The organism is Bradyrhizobium sp. SZCCHNS3016 (genome assembly GCF_032484535.1).
GTDB lineage: Bacteria > Pseudomonadota > Alphaproteobacteria > Rhizobiales > Xanthobacteraceae > Bradyrhizobium.
This window is the reverse complement of record NZ_JAUETE010000006.1, coordinates 201,637-218,054: the sequence shown is the minus strand read 5'-3', so window position 1 is coordinate 218,054 and position 16,418 is coordinate 201,637. Positions and strand designations below refer to the sequence as shown.

Below are 16,418 nucleotides of genomic sequence, written 5' to 3'. Positions count from 1 at the left end.
GGCATGCCGGCAATAGAAGCCGAGATCGACAGCGAGCAGGTCTGTTCGTTGCAGCACGTGTTGGAGCTGTCGGTCTGCGAGGACCTTTCGGTGCGGGTGCGCATTCGCGGCGCCGACGGCCGGACGCTGGCGGACATCGCGACGACGCCGAAGCGCGCGCTGAGGATCGCCGGCCTGTTCAAGCTGGCGGCCGAACGCGCCGACCCATCGCTGGGGAAGGCGCCGGCATGAGCAACCTCGCCACCACCGAAACCCGCGAGGAGCTGAAATCCTACATCGAGCGCATCGAGCGCCTGGTGCAGGAAATCGTTGAGCTCAGGGACGAGCAGAAGGTGCTGTTCGCCGAGGCGAAGGCCAAGGGCTACGATACCAAGTCGATGCGCCGCATCATCAAGCGGCGGCAGAAGGATCCGAACGAGCTGGCCGAGGCCGAGTCGGTCGACGACATCTACATGCACGCGCTCGGCATGATGGCCGAACATCCGCTGCACGTTCAGGTGCGGCGGTTGACGCAGGATGGTGTCGGCCGCGAGCAGGTGATCGAAGCGCTGCAGCTCCTGATCCCGGTCAATGGCGAGATCATCGCCAGCGTGGGCGGCGTGCCGATGCGGCTGTGGCGCACGGCCGACGGCCAATCCTTCGCCGAGGAATACGTCCCGCCGCTGTTCCAGGACTTCATGAACAAGCGGAAGGCCTCATGATCCGCGCTGACGTCGCCGAGGCGCGCCGGCGGATCGAGTTCGAGACGGTCGATCTGATCGACCTGAGCTGGACGCCGTGGCGGCGGATCATGCTGTCGGCGCGCGACAACATCTGGTGCCTGGTCGATGCCGAAGATCATAGCTGGTTGTCGGAGACGATCTGGAACGTGTCGTGGGGCTCGCGAACGCCTTGGCAGAAATATGCCAAGCGCAATGTCGGGCCGTCGCGCGCAACCCTGCGAATGCACCGCGAGATCATGATCGAGGCCGAGCCGCGCTCGGATCGCTTCATGGCGACGCACTACGTCGACCACATCAACGGCCAGACGCTCGACAACCGCCGCGCCAATCTGCGCTGGGCCACGCACAAGCAGAATTGCAGCAACCGCTTCCGGCGCGACGAGATCCCGCCGCTCGACGGCATCGTTCGCGACCTGGTCGCGGCGCTCGGCCCGGTGCGGCAATTGGAGGAGGTGCCGTTTTGACCGACATCGTCATTCCCTCAGGCATCGGCTTGACATCGCGGATGGCCGAAGCGTTGCGGGCCATCACTGAGCATGTGGCCTTGCATGGCGTGATGCCGTCCCGGCGCTTGCTCGCGGCCAAGCTCGGCTGCAATCCGAACAATGCCAACCGCCTGATCCATTCGTTGATCGAGCGTGGCGAGTTGAGCGCGATGACGCCCGGCGGCCCGCTGTCCGGCTTCGGTCACCAGGGCGTCGCGGTGTTCGTACCGGCGCATGTCGCCGCGACGCTTGCCGCCTTTTGCCTGGCGCATGGCGAGAAGCTCACGGCCGTTACGGCCGACGCGATCACGCTGCATATCGACCAGGTGGAGGGGCAGCCGTGACGTTGTCCGTTCACCCCTATGCCGACCTGTTCCCGCTGATCGAGGGGCAGGAATTCTACGACTTCGCGGAAGACATCCGGCTGACCGGATTGGCCGATCGGATCGACCTGCTCGACGGCGCCATCCTCGACGGTCGCAACCGCTACCGCGCCCTGGTCTGGATCATGTCGACCGGGGAGGCGCTCGGCGACGGCTGGGGTGCGGTCGACCTGCATGGAAAGCCGCTGCCCTTGGCGCAGCTCGATCAGGCGACCAGTCATCTCTTCAAGCGGTTCGATCCGGAGACGGATGGCGATCCGCTCGACTACGTCCTGTCCAAGAACTTCCGGCGCCGGCATCTGACCGACGACCAGCGCCGCATGGTCGGCGCCAAGCTCGTCACCCTGAGACAGGGGCGCCCGGCGGAATGTTCGCAAATTGCGAACATTAGCCGCGACCAGGCGGCAAGGATGACGCAATCGGACGTCGCGGGCATCGATCGTGCGCGCGCGGTCATTGCGCATGCGGCACCGGAGATTTCTCAAGCCGTCGAGCAGGGCAGGGTATCGGTCGCGGCCGCGGCCGAGATCGCGGCGCAACCGGCCGAGCGGCAGGCAGCGATCGTCGCCAGCCTGCCGCGCGATGCCGAGGGCAGGCTGACGCCGGAGACCAAGAAGGCGCTGGCGCCGGTCATCCGCGAGATCCGCAAGGAAAAGATCGAGGCCAAGCGGGAGCGGCGGGCTGAGCGAGAGGCGCAGCAGGGACGTAAGATCCAGGCGCTGCCGGACAGATACGGCATCGCGATCGAGGATTTCGAATGGGACCATGAGGCCTGGTCGCGCGAGACCGGGACCGAGCGGCATCCCTCGATGCACTACGAAACCGCTGAGGATGCGCACACGCCGGAGGAGATCGTCGCGCGCTGCGCCGAGCGTTTCGCCTGCCTCGCCGATGACTGCATCCTGTTCAAATGGACCACGGGGCCGCATCTTTCGATCGCGATCAAGGTGATGGAGCTCCAGGGCTTCCGCTACGTCACCAATCTCGTCTGGAACAAGCAACGCAGCGGCAACGCGCGCGGTCCCGGCTATTGGTTCACCGGCGAGCACGAGATCGTCTTGGTGGGTGTGCGCGGCAAGGTGGTGCCACCGGCGACAGCACATTTCCGCAGCACCTTCTCGGCGCCGGTCGGCGCGCACAGCGAGAAGCCCGACAATCTGCATGAGATCATCGAACTGCACTGGCCAAACACGCCGAAGGTGGAGTTCAACGCACGGCGCGCGCGTCCGGGCTGGGCCGTGTGGGGCAACCAGGCGCCGGCAGCGCAGGTGCAGCCGATCGTGGCTGAGACCTTGCCACTTCCGCCGAAACCGCCTGCGAGCCGGCCGCGCGCCGAAGTGTTGGCCGACGGGCTCGACATTCCGGCATTCCTCAGGCGAACCGCCCAACCATCCGGGCTCAAGGCATGACCGCCATTCCCAGACATCAAACGGTCGCGCCGCGCGAGATGCGCCGCGTCATTCTCGAGTCGCCGTATGCCGGCGACGTCTCGGACAATGTCGCCTATGCGCGGGCTTGTGTGCGCGATGCGCTGCTGCGCGGCGAGGCGCCGCTCGCCTCGCATCTGCTCTACACGCAGACTGCCGTTCTCGACGACAACGATGCTCGCGAACGCGCGCACGGCATCAACGCCGGGCACGCCTGGCTGCACCTCGCCGACGCCGTGGTCGTCTACGTCGACCGCGGAGTCTCGGAAGGCATGGCGGCCGGCATTCGCATGGCCGAGTTCATCGGCGTGCCGATCGAATATCGCCGCGGGATCATCTCATGAATTCGCCGCGCCATCGCTGGGGCGACAAGGTCCGCTTCGTCAACAAGACCGAGCAGCAATGCCTCCGCTGCGACGTCGTGAAGGTCGGGCGCCAGGAATGGCAGGGCGACCGGTCGATCTACTGGACCGAATATTGGCGCGAGCTGGAGCGGATCGATCGCGCCGGCAAGACGCCGCCTTGCAGCCTTGAGGAGGCGTCGGCTTGCGGACGCTGAACCTGCTCGTCGAGCCCCCTCTGTGTCGTCGCGTGCGTGCGTCTGCTCTTTCCTGGAATTCATGACATGAGCCGTCCCCGTCTTTCCATCATCCCGGCCGGCGCGATCTTCGATCGCTCGCTGGAGCCGCGCGATCTACAGGTGATCGGGCTGCTCGGCTGCCACATCGACAAGGCCGGATGGTGCCGGCGCAGCCAGGTCAAGATGGCGGCGCAGCTCGGCTGCGGGCGCGCCTCGGTGCAGCGTTCGCTCGAACGCTTGGTCGATGCTGGCTGGGTCGAAAAGAAGCGGCCGCCGTGGAGCAACGAAGCGGGCCAGCCGTCGAACAGCTACATGTATCGCGTCGTGCTCGATCGCGACGATTGGGAATCCCAATCGAACGACGATCCGGATGGCGATGACGACGACAGCCATGCAGAAAGCGCATCCGAGGGGGAGGGGGTGCCCACGGGTGGGCAGGGGGGTGCCCAGCCAGGCGGGCACCCGGGTGCCCAGCCATGTGTGGGCACGGGTGCCCACACATACGTGGGCACCAAGAACGACCCCTTAGAACGTCCCCTTATTGAACGGGAGAGAGACGCGCGCGCACGCGACCGAAACGCGAAGTTCATCGCCGCATTCGAGCAGCGCTGGCCGTCCGCGTTCGCCGACGATCGCCATCGCATCGCCTATGCCGCGGCTGCGCTGAGCGAGCCGCAGCAGAAGGCCGCGCTGGATGGCGTCGGGCCGTTCCTCGACCATCTGCAGCGGCTCGGGCGGAAGACGATTCCGGCGGGATGGCGCTATCTCGAAGAGCGCCGATGGGAGCTGCTGACGCAGGCCGAGGCGACGCCCGTGGCGAAGGTTCATCCTGGCGACAGCGCCGAGGCCAAGGCGATCAAGGCGCTGCACGACCTGGTCGGGCGGGGCGAGGCGTTTCGCAAGATCTACTGCCGGGCAGGCGACGGGTCTGTCAGCTTTCCGCACGGCGTGACGGCGCAGCTGTTGGCGCTCGCAGGTGCGCCGGAACAGGCGGAATGGGTTGATCTGACCCATCAGCAGGCCGGCGCCTGGGAAGGGTTCGTGAAGCCGTTCTTCGATGAGCGGGCCGTGCGCCGGCATTTCCGGGCGGGCGCGCGCGCTCCATGGTCGTGGCCGCCGAAGGTCAACGGCGAGCTTTGCAGCATCGCGACCGGGCCGCCGGTGCCGCCTGATGTCGACGATCACGACTTGGCGGATTTCAGATAGGGGATGGCGATGCGCGCGCAATCGGACAGTGTCGAACCGAGACCAGACCAGTGCTATTTCGTGTTGCTCGCGGAGCCGAAGCGCGAGTTGACGGCGCAGGCCAATCTCGGCATCCGCCGCGTGCCGTTCTATCTGCCGACGATCTTTCGTGCGGCGCGCGTCTCGGCCAAGGCCTATGCGCAACGGCTCGATCGGCCGGATGTTGCGTTCCCGCTGTTTCCGCGCATGCTATTCGTCGCCGAAGATGTCGTTGGGCGCATGCTGCCGCTGATCCGAACTGCGCCGGGGATGCAGTCGAGCCCGTTCTTGATCTTCGGAGAGCGTGCCGCCGTGATCCGGCCGCTCGGCATGCAGGTGATCCAGGCGATCGAGACGCGGGAGCGCGAGAAGTTTTTCGCGCGCAGGCGCAAGAGCGAGCCGCCGTCTTGGCTTCCCGAGATCGGGCAGGATGTGAAATTCCTGCTCGCCGATGTGCTCGGTGGTTTCAGCGGCACAGTGTCGGACGTTGACGACAAAGGCCGACTCACCATACTGACCGAAATCATGAAGCGCACGGTTCGCGTCCACGCGACAGTGAACCAGGTTGAACCGGTATAGCGGACTCTGCCGCGACAACGGATCAAGTCGGAACATCCGATGCGCAGGGCCGAGTTCTCGGCCTGAAGCGGAGCTTTGGAGCCCGGTCTCGTCGCGAGATCGGGCTTTTGCTTTGCGCAAGTCTGCTGCCACCAAATTCGAACATCGCCACACCGCGCGCTCTCGCACCGAGCAACCGCGTTTGTGATCACCCGCGAGCTAAGCCGGCGCTGGTGTGGCGATTGCCATTCCGAGGGGATGCCATGGGTTGCCGCTGCAATGAACGGAAGCAAGCGATCATGCGCGGCGTGTCCGCCGCCGTGAGAGGCGATGCCAAAGGCGCCGTTCAGTCGGCGGCCTATGTGTCGCGGACCTTGATCGAGGATGCGCGCTCGGGCGCACTGCGCACGGCGGCGGCGGAACGGCTGGCCAGCCTTCGGGCAAGCCTCAAGAGGTCATAGCGATGGCGTTCTCGACGCTCGAAATCGACGCTTCGCAAGTCGAGCATCTGGCCGAACTGTTCAAGCTGGCCAAGCAGAAGGCTCCGGCCGCGATCGGCCGCGCCGTGCGCCGGACCGGCGACATGACGGCAACCCGCGTCGTGCGGTCGTTGACGGCGCAGACCGGGTTGAAGCGACCGGTGATCGTGCGAGCGGTCAAGAAAAAGCCGGGCGGCTCGACCTATGCGCTCAAGTCGCGCGGCGGCGACGTGTCGTTGAAGTATTTCGGCGCGCGCGAGACGCGCAAGGGCGTTTCCGCTGCGCCCTGGAATCATCGGCGGGTGTTTGCAGGCGCATTCATCAAGGGCGGGCGCTTCCCGCATCGGGTCGGCCTCAACCTCGGCGGCCAAGTCTTCAAGCGCACGGGCTCTGGCCGCGTGCCAATCGTGAGGCAGAGGTCGGGCCTGTTCATTCCGACCGAGATGATCTCGGGCGCGACAAAGGACACCTTCCTACGCTCGGTCGCCGCCATCCTGCCCGCGCGACTACAGCACGAGATCGCGGCCATCCTCGGCGGCCATGCGTAGCCGGGAGCTCTCGCAAAATGCAATGGAATGCGGCTTACTCGCGTCCGCCTTTCCCAGATAGCAACCAAACTCAGCGTCGCAGCAAGATCTCGCGATGGGCCACTAGCGGCCCATGGCGAGATCGAAACCTAGAAGAGTGTCCAGATCTAGGTTTGTACTTTCGCATCCATTACACTTCGACCGATGCGCGGCTCTGTCCTTGCGAATAGCCGTTGAATATTCGCACGATGACGAACGATCACATAGATGGCGCCTGCGATCACCAGCAGCCGATGGGGCATCGGTTGCGCGAGAACGCAGACGAGACCGATGGCCGTCAACGCCGCAAGGATCGACCCGAGGGAAACGATCCGCACCGTCGCAAGCACGATGCCAAAGACCATCGCAGCCCCCAATCCGACCGGCCACGACATGGCCAGCAACACACCTAGCCCCGTCGCAGCCGATTTGCCGCCGGTGAAGTTCAGCCAGATCGAGCGGCTGTGCCCCAACAGGACCGCAATTCCGGCTAGGCAAACGACCCATGGCAGCCAGCTTTGCAGATCAATGGCGGAGAGCGGCGTTTCAGATAACTGCGCTGAGAGCCATGGACAGAACGAGCGGGCAACGATGATCGCAGCCGAGCCTTTCAGCACGTCGGCGACCAGCACCACGAAGGCAGGCCATTTACCAAGGGTCCGCAAAACATTCGTCGCGCCGGTCGATCTCGAGCCATGCTCTCGGAGATCGATACCCTTGAGGAGCTTTCCCGCCAGATAGCCCGTCGGTATAGAACCCAATAGATAGGCGATCACCCATCCAATCACGCTCGCTGTCCAGAAAGCCATGGGTTCTACTTCCAGTTTCACGCAGCCGGTGTTTTATCGCCGATCTGATTTGACCGCTATGGGGCAGTCGCAACCGGGCTGAGCCGACAGCAGGCGAAGCCATGCGTCCTTTGCCCCGAAAGCGAACGTTTCCATAGCGCCATCGGCTCCGCGAGGCACCGTGACGCCCGACAGGGCGTTCAGATGAAGCAGGTGCCCAGGCTGCCGCGGGTCCTTCCCCACCCCCCGGCCGCACACGGCCCAAGCGCGCCCCGGAATTTCGCCAGCCGCAAAAGTTGGAATCTGGGTTGACACGGTTGACAGGTTGACACGCATGGATGGGCTCCTCGCTCTTGATGCCGGGCTGTGGCTGTCTGTGTCGGAAATCGCACGGCAGAAGGGGAAATCGCGGCAGGCGATTGCGAAGCGCGTTGACGCGCTGGTCGGTGAGGGCCGGCTCGAAACCCGGCCGGGGCCGAACGGCACCAAGCTCGTGAACCTCGCGCAGTTCGATCGGGCCGTCGGCGAGGTCGGGGACGCCGTCAAGGAAGGGGCTGCCGAGACGCGGGCGGAAATCGAGGCCTGGGAGATGCCGGCCTCGCCGGTGCTGCGAGATCACCAGGCGCGCGCGGCGCAATATGCGGCCGATCTAAAATTCCTCGACCTTGAGGAGCGGCTCGGCCGGCTGGTGCCGGTCGCCGAGGTGAGGGAGGCCGGCATGCAGGTCGCCGAGGCCATCATCCGGATCGTCGACCGCCTGCCGACATCCGCCGAGACCGTGGCCGCCGCCGTCGTCAGGGACGGCGTGCAGGGCGCGCGTGCCGCGCTCAAGGACGTTGCGCGGGACATGCGGGCGGCGATCGCCGAGGCCATGGGCGCGATCGAGGCGACCGCGCAGCCATCAATGATCGAGCCGGGAGAGGTGGGCGAGCCAGCATAACCAGGCCGGATCATGTTGCACTTCAAGAACTCCGGCGTCGCGCTGTTCATCAGCGAGATCCGATCCCTGGTCGCGCCGCCGCGCAAGGTGCTGCCGGCCGAGTGGGCCGCGCAGAACCTGATCGTGCCGGACGGCCCGCGCGCCAACGAGAAATGGGACCCGGCGCTGACGCCTTACGTCGTCGAGCCGCTGAACAACAGCGGTCCGGACTCATCCGTCAACAAGGAGGTGATCCGCAAGAGCGCGCAAACCGGCTTCACGGTGATGGCGATCGCGATCGTCGGCTCCTCGATCGACACCGATCCGTCAGGCGGCATCCTGCTGGTGCAGCCGACCGACGGCGCGCTGGCCGACTTCATTGCCGACAAGCTCAACCCGGCGATCGAGCAGTCGGCGGCGCTGAAAGCCAAGGTCAAGCCGCAGGTGTCGCGCTCGGGTGAGGGCTCGACGACGTACCTCAAGCGCTATCCCGGCGGCTCGATGGCGCTGGCGATCGCCAACTCGACCGCCGATCTGCGCTCGAAGACCAAGCGCAAGATCATCAAGGACGAGGCGAGCGAGTATCCGGCCGATCTCGACGGCCAGGGCTCGCCGCACACCATGATCGAGGCGCGGTACGAGTCGTTCCTGGCGACCGGCGACTGGAAAGAGGTCAACATCTCGACACCGACGGTCAAGGGCGCCTGCTACATCGACGAGCAGTTCAACGCCGGCGATCAGCGCTATTGGCACATCACTTGCCGGCATTGCGGCGGCACCTTTCCGTTTCGGTTCGGGCCGCAGTTCCGGTTCAACGAGGCCTATCCCTATCAGGCGCACTATGTGGCGCCATGCTGCGGGGTGATCGTCGAGGCACACGAGAAGAACGAGTTGGTGCGCGGCGGTGCCTGGGTCGCGACCGCGCCTGGGCCGGGGCGGTTTCCGTCGTACCATATCGACGCGATGTCCTCGCCCTTCGTGCCCTGGGACAAGATCGCCGAGCGCTGGCTCAACGCGCAGGGCGACCCGGCAAAGCTCAAGGCCTTCTACAACCTCACGCTCGGCGAGGCCTTCGAGATCAAGGGCGATGCGCCCGATCACGTCAGGCTCATGGAGCGGCGCGAGGACTATCCGCGCGGCCGCATCCCGCCGCGCGGCCTGATGCTGACGGCCGCCGCCGACGTGCAGATGAACGGCATCTATGTCGAGGTCGTCGCCTGGGCGCCGAACCGCGAGTCATGGGTGGTCTACGTCGATGTGCTGGAAGGCGACACCACCAACGCCAATGCCGGCGCCTTCCTAAAGCTGGCGGAGCTCTATGACCGCGAGTGGCCCGATGCCTTCGGTGGCAAGCGGCGGGTTGACGGCTTCGCTGTCGATTCCGGCTTCCGCTCGCATGTCGTCTATCTCTGGTGCACGACCCGCCACAACGCCTATGCGGTCGACGGCCGCGACGGTTGGCACCTGCCGGCGATTGGCACGCCGAGCGTCAAGGATATCGACCTCAACGGCCGCAAGCTCGGCTTCGTCAAGCTGTGGCCGGTCGGCACCTGGTCGCTCAAAGGCCACTGGTACGAGGATCTGAGACGCGAGGGAAAATCAGCGGGACGAGAGGTCGATCCGCCCGGCTACTGCCACTTCGGCAAGTTCCTGGACGAGGTCTATTTCAAGCAGGTGACCGCGGAATATCTCGCCGAAATCCGCTCGCGCGGGCGAATGACGCGAGGCTGGCGCCCGCGTGGCACGCAGGAAAACCATTTCCTCGACTGCCGGGTCTACAACATGGCGATCGCCGATCACCTCGGCCTGTCGTCAATGACGGAGGAGGAGTGGAAGGTGTTGGCCCGCGAGCGCGCGCCTGGCACCACGCAAGGCGATCTGTTCGCGCCGCGACCACTGACGGTTCAAATTGCGTCAAGTCCCGTGGCCTCGATGTCCACTTTGCAAGAGGCAGATGATGGTTCGCCACCCGACGAGCCATTGGAACTGCCCAATAGGCTAAGCGACGATGCACCGGAGGCGCGCTCGCAAAGCGAGCTTCCGGGCTCGGGCTGGATCGGTCGCGATATCAGTGGATGGTTGAGTCGGTAGGCGCGCGGCCATAGGATATGGGAGGTCGTCTGTCGAACCGACAGCAGGCGGATGGCCAACGTAGCAGGGTGCCCGAGGCGGGCCAATGGCCGACTGAGGCGTTCAAGAACGGCAGTCTCCGCGCGGCGCTTGCGCGTCAGCCCGCCAGCTATACTCGGTCACGCTTCATGTCTTTGACAATCGCTGTTCAAGTTCTTTGATCCTTGCCGCAGTGACTTCGATGAACTCAAGATTAAATTCAAGAGGGGCCAAGCTCCCTCCGTGAGACTTGACCGCCGCCTCGGCCATGGTCCGCCGTTTGCCTAGCCAATTCTCCTGCTCTTTCCGAAAGTCTTCGTGCTTATCAGGCGCAAGACGTTCATAAAGTCGGACGTAAATCTGGAAGAGCTTCGCGTCTTGAACGAAACCGAGGTCGGCGCTGTTGCGATTCGCGCCTTGTTGTCCGCCCTGCCAAGCGTCCAATTCTGTCTTCAGGTACCACATAGGCTGATCGAGAAATGGCTCCCACTCGCTGGGGAGAATGAGAGTAGCGGTCTTATCCGTTGGGGCGGGAAGCGCGGCGCTTTGATGCTGTCCAGCATAGAGTTCCAGGTGTAGCTTTTGAAGGCCGATGACGTCGCTCTGCGCTTGGAAGCGCTGCGAGTACAACCAGTTGAACAGATAGAAGAGAGCAGTTCCCACAGTTACGGAAAGAAGAGCAATAACCAGCCACTGGGAACTGTTTAACGCGAGGATGTCATTCCATCGATCAGTGAGAAACTGGCTCATTGTATACCATTTGCCGCAAACAATCCGGTTGTTATTAGCATGTTATCGGGGATGCCGTCACTTGAAGTTGTAACTCGTTCACTGCCGTTAATATCGACTATTCCTCATCAAAAGCCGCCCTCTTGGGCGGCTTTTTCATTTTGGGGTCTTCCATGCCATTTGATCTCACCGCCTTGAAGGCGGACAATCTAGCGCGCTGGCAGCGGGCGAAGGCGACGCGCGATTTCTCGTCCGTGGCCCGCCGCTTGGTCGCGAGCAACGCACGTTATCAGGTCGTGTCTGTGCGCGCTGGCGTGCCCTGGCACGTCATCGCGGTCATCCACGAGCGCGAGAGCAGCCAATCTTGGAGTGCGTCGCTCGCGCAAGGCGATCCGTGGGGCCGGGTCTCGGTGCACGTTCCGGCCGGGCGCGGGCCGTTCAAGAGCTGGGAGGATGCGGCAGTCGATGCGCTGGCCAACTGCGCGCCGTATGCGGCGCGCTGGAAGGACTGGTCGATCGGCGGCACGCTGACGCTGCTCGAACAGTACAACGGGCTCGGCTACGCCAGACGTGGCGTGCCGTCGCCCTACATCTGGGCAGGCACGGATCAGTACCGTTCCGGCAAATATGTCCGCGATGGCATCTATGATCCCGATGTCGTCGACAAGCAGCTCGGATGCGCCGGCCTGCTGCTGGCCATGAAGGCGCTGGACGCCTCGATCTTCCCAACCACCACGTCGGTCCCATCAGCGCCGCGGCCCTCGGATGCGACGCCGTCGCCGCGGCCGTCGATCACCCATCCTGCCAAAGGCTCGATCGGCGATCTCGTCGCAAGCCTGGTCCGGGCCGTCGTCCTCACCTTCAAGCGGAGCTAACCTCTCATGTTCGGCAAGATCCTCTTTGTGCTCGCAGTCGTTCCCAGCCTGATCGCGGCCTACGCGCTGTTGCTGCGGCCGATCTTGCATCGCATCCCGGCGTTCCAGACCTTCTACGATGAGGCGGATGGCTTCTGGTCGAAAGTCTGGGCGATCTGCGGTCAGTCGGTCACCGTCCTGTGGGGCTATGTGCTCGGCGGCATCGGTTCGGGCCTGGCGCTTCTCGACAAGGTCGCGCCGGCCGTCGGCGACGCTGATCTCAAGGACAAGGTCACGCAGGCCTTGCAGAGCAGTCCGCAGACCCTCGGCTACATTCTGGCTGCGATTTCGGCCGTCACGATCGCAGCCCGCGTGCGCTCGCTGTTGAGGGCTTGACCCCGTGTGGATGGCGATCCTCAGTTTCCTCGGCGGCCCGGTCATCAAGGGGCTGATCGAGGCCTACAAGGCCAAGGTCGCCGCCGGGGTGACCGACACCAAGACGGCGGCCGATCTGGCGGCGGCCGAGATCGCAGCGCAGACGGCCGAGACCAACGCGATCACGCAATACCGGATCGCCGAGCTTGGCCGCTGGTATGAGCCCGACAAGCTGATGGGCTATTTCGTGGCGGCGTATCTCGGCAAGCTCCTGATCTACGACAAGGTGCTCGGGCTCGGCAGCACGGACCCGCTCGCCGGCTTCGCGGCGACGACGTCCAACCTCATCGTGAGCTTCTACTTCGCCAAGCGCGGCTTTGAGAACGTGGCGAAGATCATCAGCCGGCGGTGATGCGCGATGGCCTATACGCAGGACGACATCGACGCGCTCAAGGCGGCGATCGCGACCGGGGCGCGGCGGGTCAAGTTCGGCTCGGGGCCTGATAGCCGCGAGGTCGAATATCGCTCGCGGGCGGAGATGATCGCGACCCTCGACGACATGGTGAAAGAGGTGTCGCCTTCGGCGGCGCCCCCGCGTGTGTCCTACGTCCGGCACTGCCGCGATTGAGGCTTTCCAACATGAATGTGCTCGATCGCGTCGTCGCGTTCTTCGCGCCGGCCGCCGGCCTGCGCCGGGCCGCTGCTCGCGTCAGCCTCGATCAGGTCCGCCACTATGACGGCGCGATGGGAGGAAGGCGGACCGACAATTGGCGCGCGACCAATGCCTCGGCCAATGTCGAGGTCAAGGCCGCGCTGCATCGCTTAAGGGCGCGGTCGCGCGACCTCGTGCGTAACACCTGGTGGGGCACCCGCATCAAGTCGGTCACAACTGCGCATGCGGTCGGCACCGGCATCATGCCGAAGCCGAACACCGGCAACAAGGCGCTCGACCGCAGGGTCAAGGCGGCCTGGCGCAAATGGTCGAAACAATGCGACCGCGAGGGGCAGCTCAACTTTGACGGCCTGTTGGCGCTCGCGGCCGGCTGCATCGTCGAGTCCGGCGAGGTGCTGGCGCGGCTGGTGCCTGTGCCGCAGGAGAGCGTGGCGCGCGGCGTGGTGCCGCTCGAAATCCAATTGCTCGAGCCGGATCATCTCGACGCCTCGCGCGACCGCATCCTGATGGCGGAACGGCCGCAGGCCAACGCTGTCGACATCGAAGGCGTCATCGTCGATCAGGGCATCGAATACGACGTCCACGGCAAGCGCCGCGCCTATTGGATCTTCCCGGTGCATCCCGGCGCGCGTGGCCTGGTGATGCCGTCGGCCTCAGTCCGCGTGCCGGCGTCCGAGATGCTGCACGCCTATCGCAAGGAGCGGATCGGGCAGGGGCGTGGCGTTCCCTGGCTGGCGCCGGTCATGCTCACGGGCCGCGACGTCGCCGACCTGCAGGAGGCGATCGTCGTCAAGTCGCGGATCGAGGCGTGCCTCGCCGCCTTCGTCAAGACGACGAGCTCGGCGCGTACCCTGGCGCAGGCGACGCAGCAGGCGGGCGCTTCCGGCCAGCAGCGGCGCATCGAGAATTTCGCGCCGGGCATGGTCGCCTATCTCGAACAGGGCGAGGAGGTGCAGGCGGTCTCGCCGTCGTCGTCGATGCAGTTCGACAGCGTGCTGCGCACGACGTTCCAGGCGCTCGCCGCTGGTGCGGGCCTCACCTATGACCAGCTCACGGGCGATCTGACGCGGGCAAACTTCTCCTCGCTCAAAGCCGGCAAGATCGAGTTTCGGCGCGTCATCGAGCAGTTTCAGTATCTGACGCTGGTCGCGATGCTGCTGGATCCGCTGTGGGAGGCCTGGGTCGGCCTGGCGCAGGACACCGGCATCCTGCCGCGTCGCGAGGGCGGCTATCCAGTTGAATGGATCATGCCGGCCAACGAGCCGATCGATCCGATGAAGGAAATGCAGGCCGACATCCTCGCGGTGCGCTCCGGCCGCATGACCTGGGCGCAATTCGTGCTCGCCTGGGGCGTCGATCCCGACACGCAGCTCGACGAGATCGAGGCGTGGTTCAAGGAGATCGATAAGCGAAAGATCGTGCTCGACACCGATCCGCGCCAGGCGCCCGCCTCGACCAAGGGCGGGGCGCGGCCTGAATCCGAAACCGAGGTCAACACCAATGTCGAAACCAAGTCCGGCGGCGGCAAGCCCGGCAAATGATCCGGCCGCGCTGCCGATGCAGACGCGCGATTTGCCGGTCGGCTCCGTCGATCACGACAAGCGCACCGTCGAGGTGACGTTCACCACGGGTGCTGCCGTGCGGCGCCGACGCTGGACCGGCTGGGATACGTCCGTGCCGTTCGACGAGATCCTCGAAGTCTCGCGCTCGGCGGTCAACCTGACCAGGCTCAATGCCGGGGCACCGGCGCTCGACAGCCATTCGGCCTACCGCACGGCAAGCCAGGTGGGCGTGATCGAAAAGGCCTGGATCGACGGCAGCGAGGGGCGGGCGCTGATCCGCTTTCCGAGCAAGGGCGTCGATGACGGCGCCGACCGCATGTTCGCGATGGTGTCCGAGGGCATCATCCGCAACGTCTCCGTCGGCTACGCGATCGACGAACTGCGTGTCGAGGAGCCGCAGAAAAAAGGCGATGTCGAAAAGCGCATCGCCACCCGATGGACGCCGTTCGAGGTGTCCTTCGTCACCATCCCCGCGGATGCCGGCGCCCAGGTGCGCGGCACCGACGAAACCTTTCCCATCATCATCAAGCGGGCTGCGCCCGACCAGAGGGAGTCCACAATGGAGCCTGAAACCCCCACACCTGGCGCGAGCCCGGCTGCGACCGAAACTCGCGCCGCGCCGGTTGCCGCGACCGCGCCGGCCGTACCGGCGGCGACCGATGGCGCCGTGCGCAGCGCTGTCGAGGCCGAGCGCGCCCGCGTCGCCGAGATCACCACGCTCGCCTTGCGTCACGGCATGCCGGCCGATTTCGCTGCCACCCACATCAACGCCGGCACGGCGGTCGATACTGTGCGCTCGGCCGTGCTCAACGCCATCGCGGCCCGCGCCGCGGAGACCCCGATATCCGCCCGCGTCCAGGTGATCGCCGACGAGCGCGACACCATGCGCGCGGCGCTGGAGAACGCGATCCTGCACCGCGCCAACCCGCAGGCGATCCAGCTCGACGACGCCGCGCGGGAGTGGCGCGGCATGTCGCTGATGGAGATGGGCCGCGTCTATTTCGAGCAGACCACCGGCCAGCGTCTGCGCGGCCTCGGCAAGATGGAGCTGGCGACCCGCCTGCTCGGGCTCGACTCCGGCCTGACCCGTGCCGGCGGGATGATGGCGACCTCGGACTTCCCGGCGGTCCTGGCCAATGTCGTCTCCAAGCGGCTGCGCATGGCCTATCAGGTCGCGCCGCAGCACTGGAAGAAGCTGTCGCGCCAGAACAACGCGCCGGACTTCAAGGCCCGCGCCATTGTGCAGCTGTCCAACCTGCCGCAGTTCAAGCCCGTCAAGGAAGGCGGGGAGTACCAGCACGCGGCGCTCGGCGACGGCAAGGAACAGTACGCGCTGGCCACCTATGGCCGCATCGTCTCGATCACCCGGCAGTCGCTGATCAACGACGACCTCGGCGCCTTCGACCGCCTGCCGATGCTGCTCGGCCGTGCCGCGGCCGAAACCGAGTCCTCGCTGTTCTGGGCGATCATCCTCAGCAATCCGCAGATGGGCGACAATACCGCGCTGTTCGATGCCAAGCACGGCAACCTCGGCACCGGCGCGGCGATCGCGATCGCCTCGCTCAACGAGGCGCGCTCGCTGATGCGCAAGCAAAAGGGCCTCGCGCTCAAGGCGGCCGATGCCGAGCCCTTGAACCTGACCCCGGCCTTCATCGTGGTGTCGCCGGACAAGGAGACCGAGTGCCAGCAGTTCCTGGCCACGACCCTGTACCCGACGCAGAACGCGCAGGTGAACCCGTTTGCCGGCTCGCTGTTGCAGATCACCGAGGCGCGGCTGTCCGGCAATGCCTGGTACGTCTTCGCCGACCCGGCGCTGATCGACACCATCGAATACGCCTATCTCGAAGGCGAGGAAGGCCTCTACACCGAGAGCCGGCTCGGCTTCGAAGTGGATGGCATCGAGATCAAGGGCCGGCTCGACTTCGCCGCCAAGGCGATCGACTGGCGCGGCATGGTCAAGAACCCCGGCAACTGACAAGGGCGTT

The 16,418-nt window shown here is 65.3% G+C and carries 20 protein-coding genes; 18 read left to right on the top strand and 2 right to left on the bottom strand.

Annotated elements, in window-relative coordinates:
• Positions 1-3 precede the first annotated feature (3 nt).
• From QW881_RS14320 to QW881_RS14275, 10 genes are all read left to right on the top strand, one after another.
• A complete protein-coding gene (locus QW881_RS14320) occupies positions 4-231 on the top strand; it encodes a hypothetical protein (RefSeq protein WP_316158494.1) in 228 nt (75 codons plus the stop codon).
• On the top strand, positions 228-701 hold the full coding sequence (locus QW881_RS14315; RefSeq protein ID WP_316158493.1) for a DUF2312 domain-containing protein: 474 nt from the start codon (positions 228-230) through the stop codon (positions 699-701). The genes QW881_RS14320 and QW881_RS14315 overlap by 4 nt, the downstream gene beginning before the upstream one ends.
• Positions 698-1,186 (top strand): HNH endonuclease, encoded by a 489-nt coding sequence (locus tag QW881_RS14310; protein ID WP_316158492.1) that lies wholly within the window; start codon positions 698-700, stop codon positions 1,184-1,186. The genes QW881_RS14315 and QW881_RS14310 overlap by 4 nt, the downstream gene beginning before the upstream one ends.
• Positions 1,183-1,551: an ABC transporter permease gene (locus tag QW881_RS14305; protein ID WP_316158491.1), complete on the top strand. Its 369-nt coding sequence runs from the start codon at positions 1,183-1,185 to the stop codon at positions 1,549-1,551. The genes QW881_RS14310 and QW881_RS14305 overlap by 4 nt, the downstream gene beginning before the upstream one ends.
• Positions 1,548-2,999, top strand: coding sequence for an MT-A70 family methyltransferase (locus QW881_RS14300; RefSeq protein WP_316158490.1), 1,452 nt, complete (start codon positions 1,548-1,550; stop codon positions 2,997-2,999). The genes QW881_RS14305 and QW881_RS14300 overlap by 4 nt, the downstream gene beginning before the upstream one ends.
• Complete coding sequence (locus tag QW881_RS14295; protein WP_316158489.1) at positions 2,996-3,361, top strand: hypothetical protein; 366 nt, start codon at positions 2,996-2,998, stop codon at positions 3,359-3,361. The genes QW881_RS14300 and QW881_RS14295 overlap by 4 nt, the downstream gene beginning before the upstream one ends.
• Positions 3,358-3,576, top strand: a complete 219-nt coding sequence (locus QW881_RS14290) for a hypothetical protein (protein ID WP_316158488.1) — start codon at positions 3,358-3,360, stop codon at positions 3,574-3,576. Before QW881_RS14295 ends, QW881_RS14290 begins: the two co-directional genes overlap by 4 nt.
• A 66-nt stretch (positions 3,577-3,642) precedes the next feature.
• Positions 3,643-4,803 carry a helix-turn-helix domain-containing protein gene (locus tag QW881_RS14285; protein ID WP_316158487.1) on the top strand — a complete coding sequence of 387 codons (1,161 nt, stop codon included), beginning with the start codon at positions 3,643-3,645 and terminating at the stop codon, positions 4,801-4,803.
• Positions 4,804-4,812: 9 nt separating this feature from the next.
• Positions 4,813-5,400: a hypothetical protein gene (locus tag QW881_RS14280; protein ID WP_316158486.1), complete on the top strand. Its 588-nt coding sequence runs from the start codon at positions 4,813-4,815 to the stop codon at positions 5,398-5,400.
• Positions 5,401-5,842: 442 nt separating this feature from the next.
• The gene (locus QW881_RS14275; protein WP_316158485.1) at positions 5,843-6,406 is read left to right on the top strand and encodes a hypothetical protein; all 564 of its coding nucleotides are present in this window, start codon (positions 5,843-5,845) and stop codon (positions 6,404-6,406) included.
• A 146-nt stretch (positions 6,407-6,552) separates the two neighbouring features.
• Here QW881_RS14275 and plsY read toward each other — a convergent pair whose 3' ends face one another.
• Positions 6,553-7,233, bottom strand: coding sequence for a glycerol-3-phosphate 1-O-acyltransferase PlsY (gene plsY, locus QW881_RS14270; RefSeq protein ID WP_316158484.1), 681 nt, complete (start codon positions 7,231-7,233; stop codon positions 6,553-6,555).
• A gap of 313 nt (positions 7,234-7,546) precedes the next feature.
• Here plsY and QW881_RS14265 point away from each other — a divergent pair, with 313 nt between their 5' ends.
• Both QW881_RS14265 and QW881_RS14260 read left to right on the top strand, forming a co-directional pair.
• Entirely contained in the window at positions 7,547-8,152 is a 606-nt protein-coding gene (locus tag QW881_RS14265) for a hypothetical protein (RefSeq protein WP_316158483.1), read from the top strand.
• 12 nt (positions 8,153-8,164) lie between these two features.
• Positions 8,165-10,222, top strand: a complete 2,058-nt coding sequence (locus QW881_RS14260; RefSeq protein ID WP_316158482.1) for a phage terminase large subunit family protein — start codon at positions 8,165-8,167, stop codon at positions 10,220-10,222.
• Positions 10,223-10,387: 165 nt separating this feature from the next.
• Here the strand turns inward: QW881_RS14260 and QW881_RS14255 are convergent, their stop codons facing one another.
• On the bottom strand, positions 10,388-10,990 hold the full coding sequence (locus QW881_RS14255) for a lysozyme inhibitor LprI family protein (RefSeq protein WP_316158481.1): 603 nt from the start codon (positions 10,988-10,990) through the stop codon (positions 10,388-10,390).
• 152 nt (positions 10,991-11,142) lie between these two features.
• Here QW881_RS14255 and QW881_RS14250 point away from each other — a divergent pair, with 152 nt between their 5' ends.
• Genes QW881_RS14250 through QW881_RS14225 form a run of 6 tightly spaced genes read left to right on the top strand, consistent with a single transcriptional unit; the run spans position 11,143 to position 16,408 of the window.
• A complete protein-coding gene (locus tag QW881_RS14250) occupies positions 11,143-11,844 on the top strand; it encodes a hypothetical protein (protein WP_316158480.1) in 702 nt (233 codons plus the stop codon).
• A 6-nt stretch (positions 11,845-11,850) separates the two neighbouring features.
• Positions 11,851-12,219 carry a hypothetical protein gene (locus QW881_RS14245; RefSeq protein ID WP_316158479.1) on the top strand — a complete coding sequence of 123 codons (369 nt, stop codon included), beginning with the start codon at positions 11,851-11,853 and terminating at the stop codon, positions 12,217-12,219.
• 4 nt (positions 12,220-12,223) lie between these two features.
• The gene (locus tag QW881_RS14240) at positions 12,224-12,610 is read left to right on the top strand and encodes a hypothetical protein (RefSeq protein WP_316158478.1); all 387 of its coding nucleotides are present in this window, start codon (positions 12,224-12,226) and stop codon (positions 12,608-12,610) included.
• Positions 12,611-12,616: 6 nt separating this feature from the next.
• Positions 12,617-12,826 (top strand): phage head-tail joining protein, encoded by a 210-nt coding sequence (locus QW881_RS14235; RefSeq protein WP_315729094.1) that lies wholly within the window; start codon positions 12,617-12,619, stop codon positions 12,824-12,826.
• Positions 12,827-12,837: 11 nt separating this feature from the next.
• Positions 12,838-14,412: a phage portal protein gene (locus QW881_RS14230; protein WP_316158477.1), complete on the top strand. Its 1,575-nt coding sequence runs from the start codon at positions 12,838-12,840 to the stop codon at positions 14,410-14,412.
• Positions 14,372-16,408, top strand: a complete 2,037-nt coding sequence (locus QW881_RS14225; RefSeq protein WP_316158476.1) for a prohead protease/major capsid protein fusion protein — start codon at positions 14,372-14,374, stop codon at positions 16,406-16,408. Before QW881_RS14230 ends, QW881_RS14225 begins: the two co-directional genes overlap by 41 nt.
• Positions 16,409-16,418: the final 10 nt, after the last annotated feature.

Bases quoted from the DNA above. Each gene is read 5' to 3' on its own strand.
- QW881_RS14320 (WP_316158494.1), top strand. From the start codon at position 4: ATGCCGGCAATAGAAGCCGAGATCGACAGCGAGCAGGTCTGTTCGTTG.
- QW881_RS14315 (WP_316158493.1), top strand. From the start codon at position 228: ATGAGCAACCTCGCCACCACCGAAACCCGCGAGGAGCTGAAATCCTAC.
- QW881_RS14310 (WP_316158492.1), top strand. From the start codon at position 698: ATGATCCGCGCTGACGTCGCCGAGGCGCGCCGGCGGATCGAGTTCGAG.
- QW881_RS14295 (WP_316158489.1), top strand. From the start codon at position 2,996: ATGACCGCCATTCCCAGACATCAAACGGTCGCGCCGCGCGAGATGCGC.
- QW881_RS14290 (WP_316158488.1), top strand. From the start codon at position 3,358: ATGAATTCGCCGCGCCATCGCTGGGGCGACAAGGTCCGCTTCGTCAAC.
- QW881_RS14285 (WP_316158487.1), top strand. From the start codon at position 3,643: ATGAGCCGTCCCCGTCTTTCCATCATCCCGGCCGGCGCGATCTTCGAT.
- QW881_RS14280 (WP_316158486.1), top strand. From the start codon at position 4,813: ATGCGCGCGCAATCGGACAGTGTCGAACCGAGACCAGACCAGTGCTAT.
- QW881_RS14275 (WP_316158485.1), top strand. From the start codon at position 5,843: ATGGCGTTCTCGACGCTCGAAATCGACGCTTCGCAAGTCGAGCATCTG.
- plsY (WP_316158484.1), bottom strand. From the start codon at position 7,233: ATGGCTTTCTGGACAGCGAGCGTGATTGGATGGGTGATCGCCTATCTA.
- QW881_RS14265 (WP_316158483.1), top strand. From the start codon at position 7,547: ATGGATGGGCTCCTCGCTCTTGATGCCGGGCTGTGGCTGTCTGTGTCG.
- QW881_RS14260 (WP_316158482.1), top strand. From the start codon at position 8,165: ATGTTGCACTTCAAGAACTCCGGCGTCGCGCTGTTCATCAGCGAGATC.
- QW881_RS14255 (WP_316158481.1), bottom strand. From the start codon at position 10,990: ATGAGCCAGTTTCTCACTGATCGATGGAATGACATCCTCGCGTTAAAC.
- QW881_RS14250 (WP_316158480.1), top strand. From the start codon at position 11,143: ATGCCATTTGATCTCACCGCCTTGAAGGCGGACAATCTAGCGCGCTGG.
- QW881_RS14245 (WP_316158479.1), top strand. From the start codon at position 11,851: ATGTTCGGCAAGATCCTCTTTGTGCTCGCAGTCGTTCCCAGCCTGATC.
- QW881_RS14235 (WP_315729094.1), top strand. From the start codon at position 12,617: ATGGCCTATACGCAGGACGACATCGACGCGCTCAAGGCGGCGATCGCG.
- QW881_RS14230 (WP_316158477.1), top strand. From the start codon at position 12,838: ATGAATGTGCTCGATCGCGTCGTCGCGTTCTTCGCGCCGGCCGCCGGC.
- QW881_RS14225 (WP_316158476.1), top strand. From the start codon at position 14,372: ATGTCGAAACCAAGTCCGGCGGCGGCAAGCCCGGCAAATGATCCGGCC.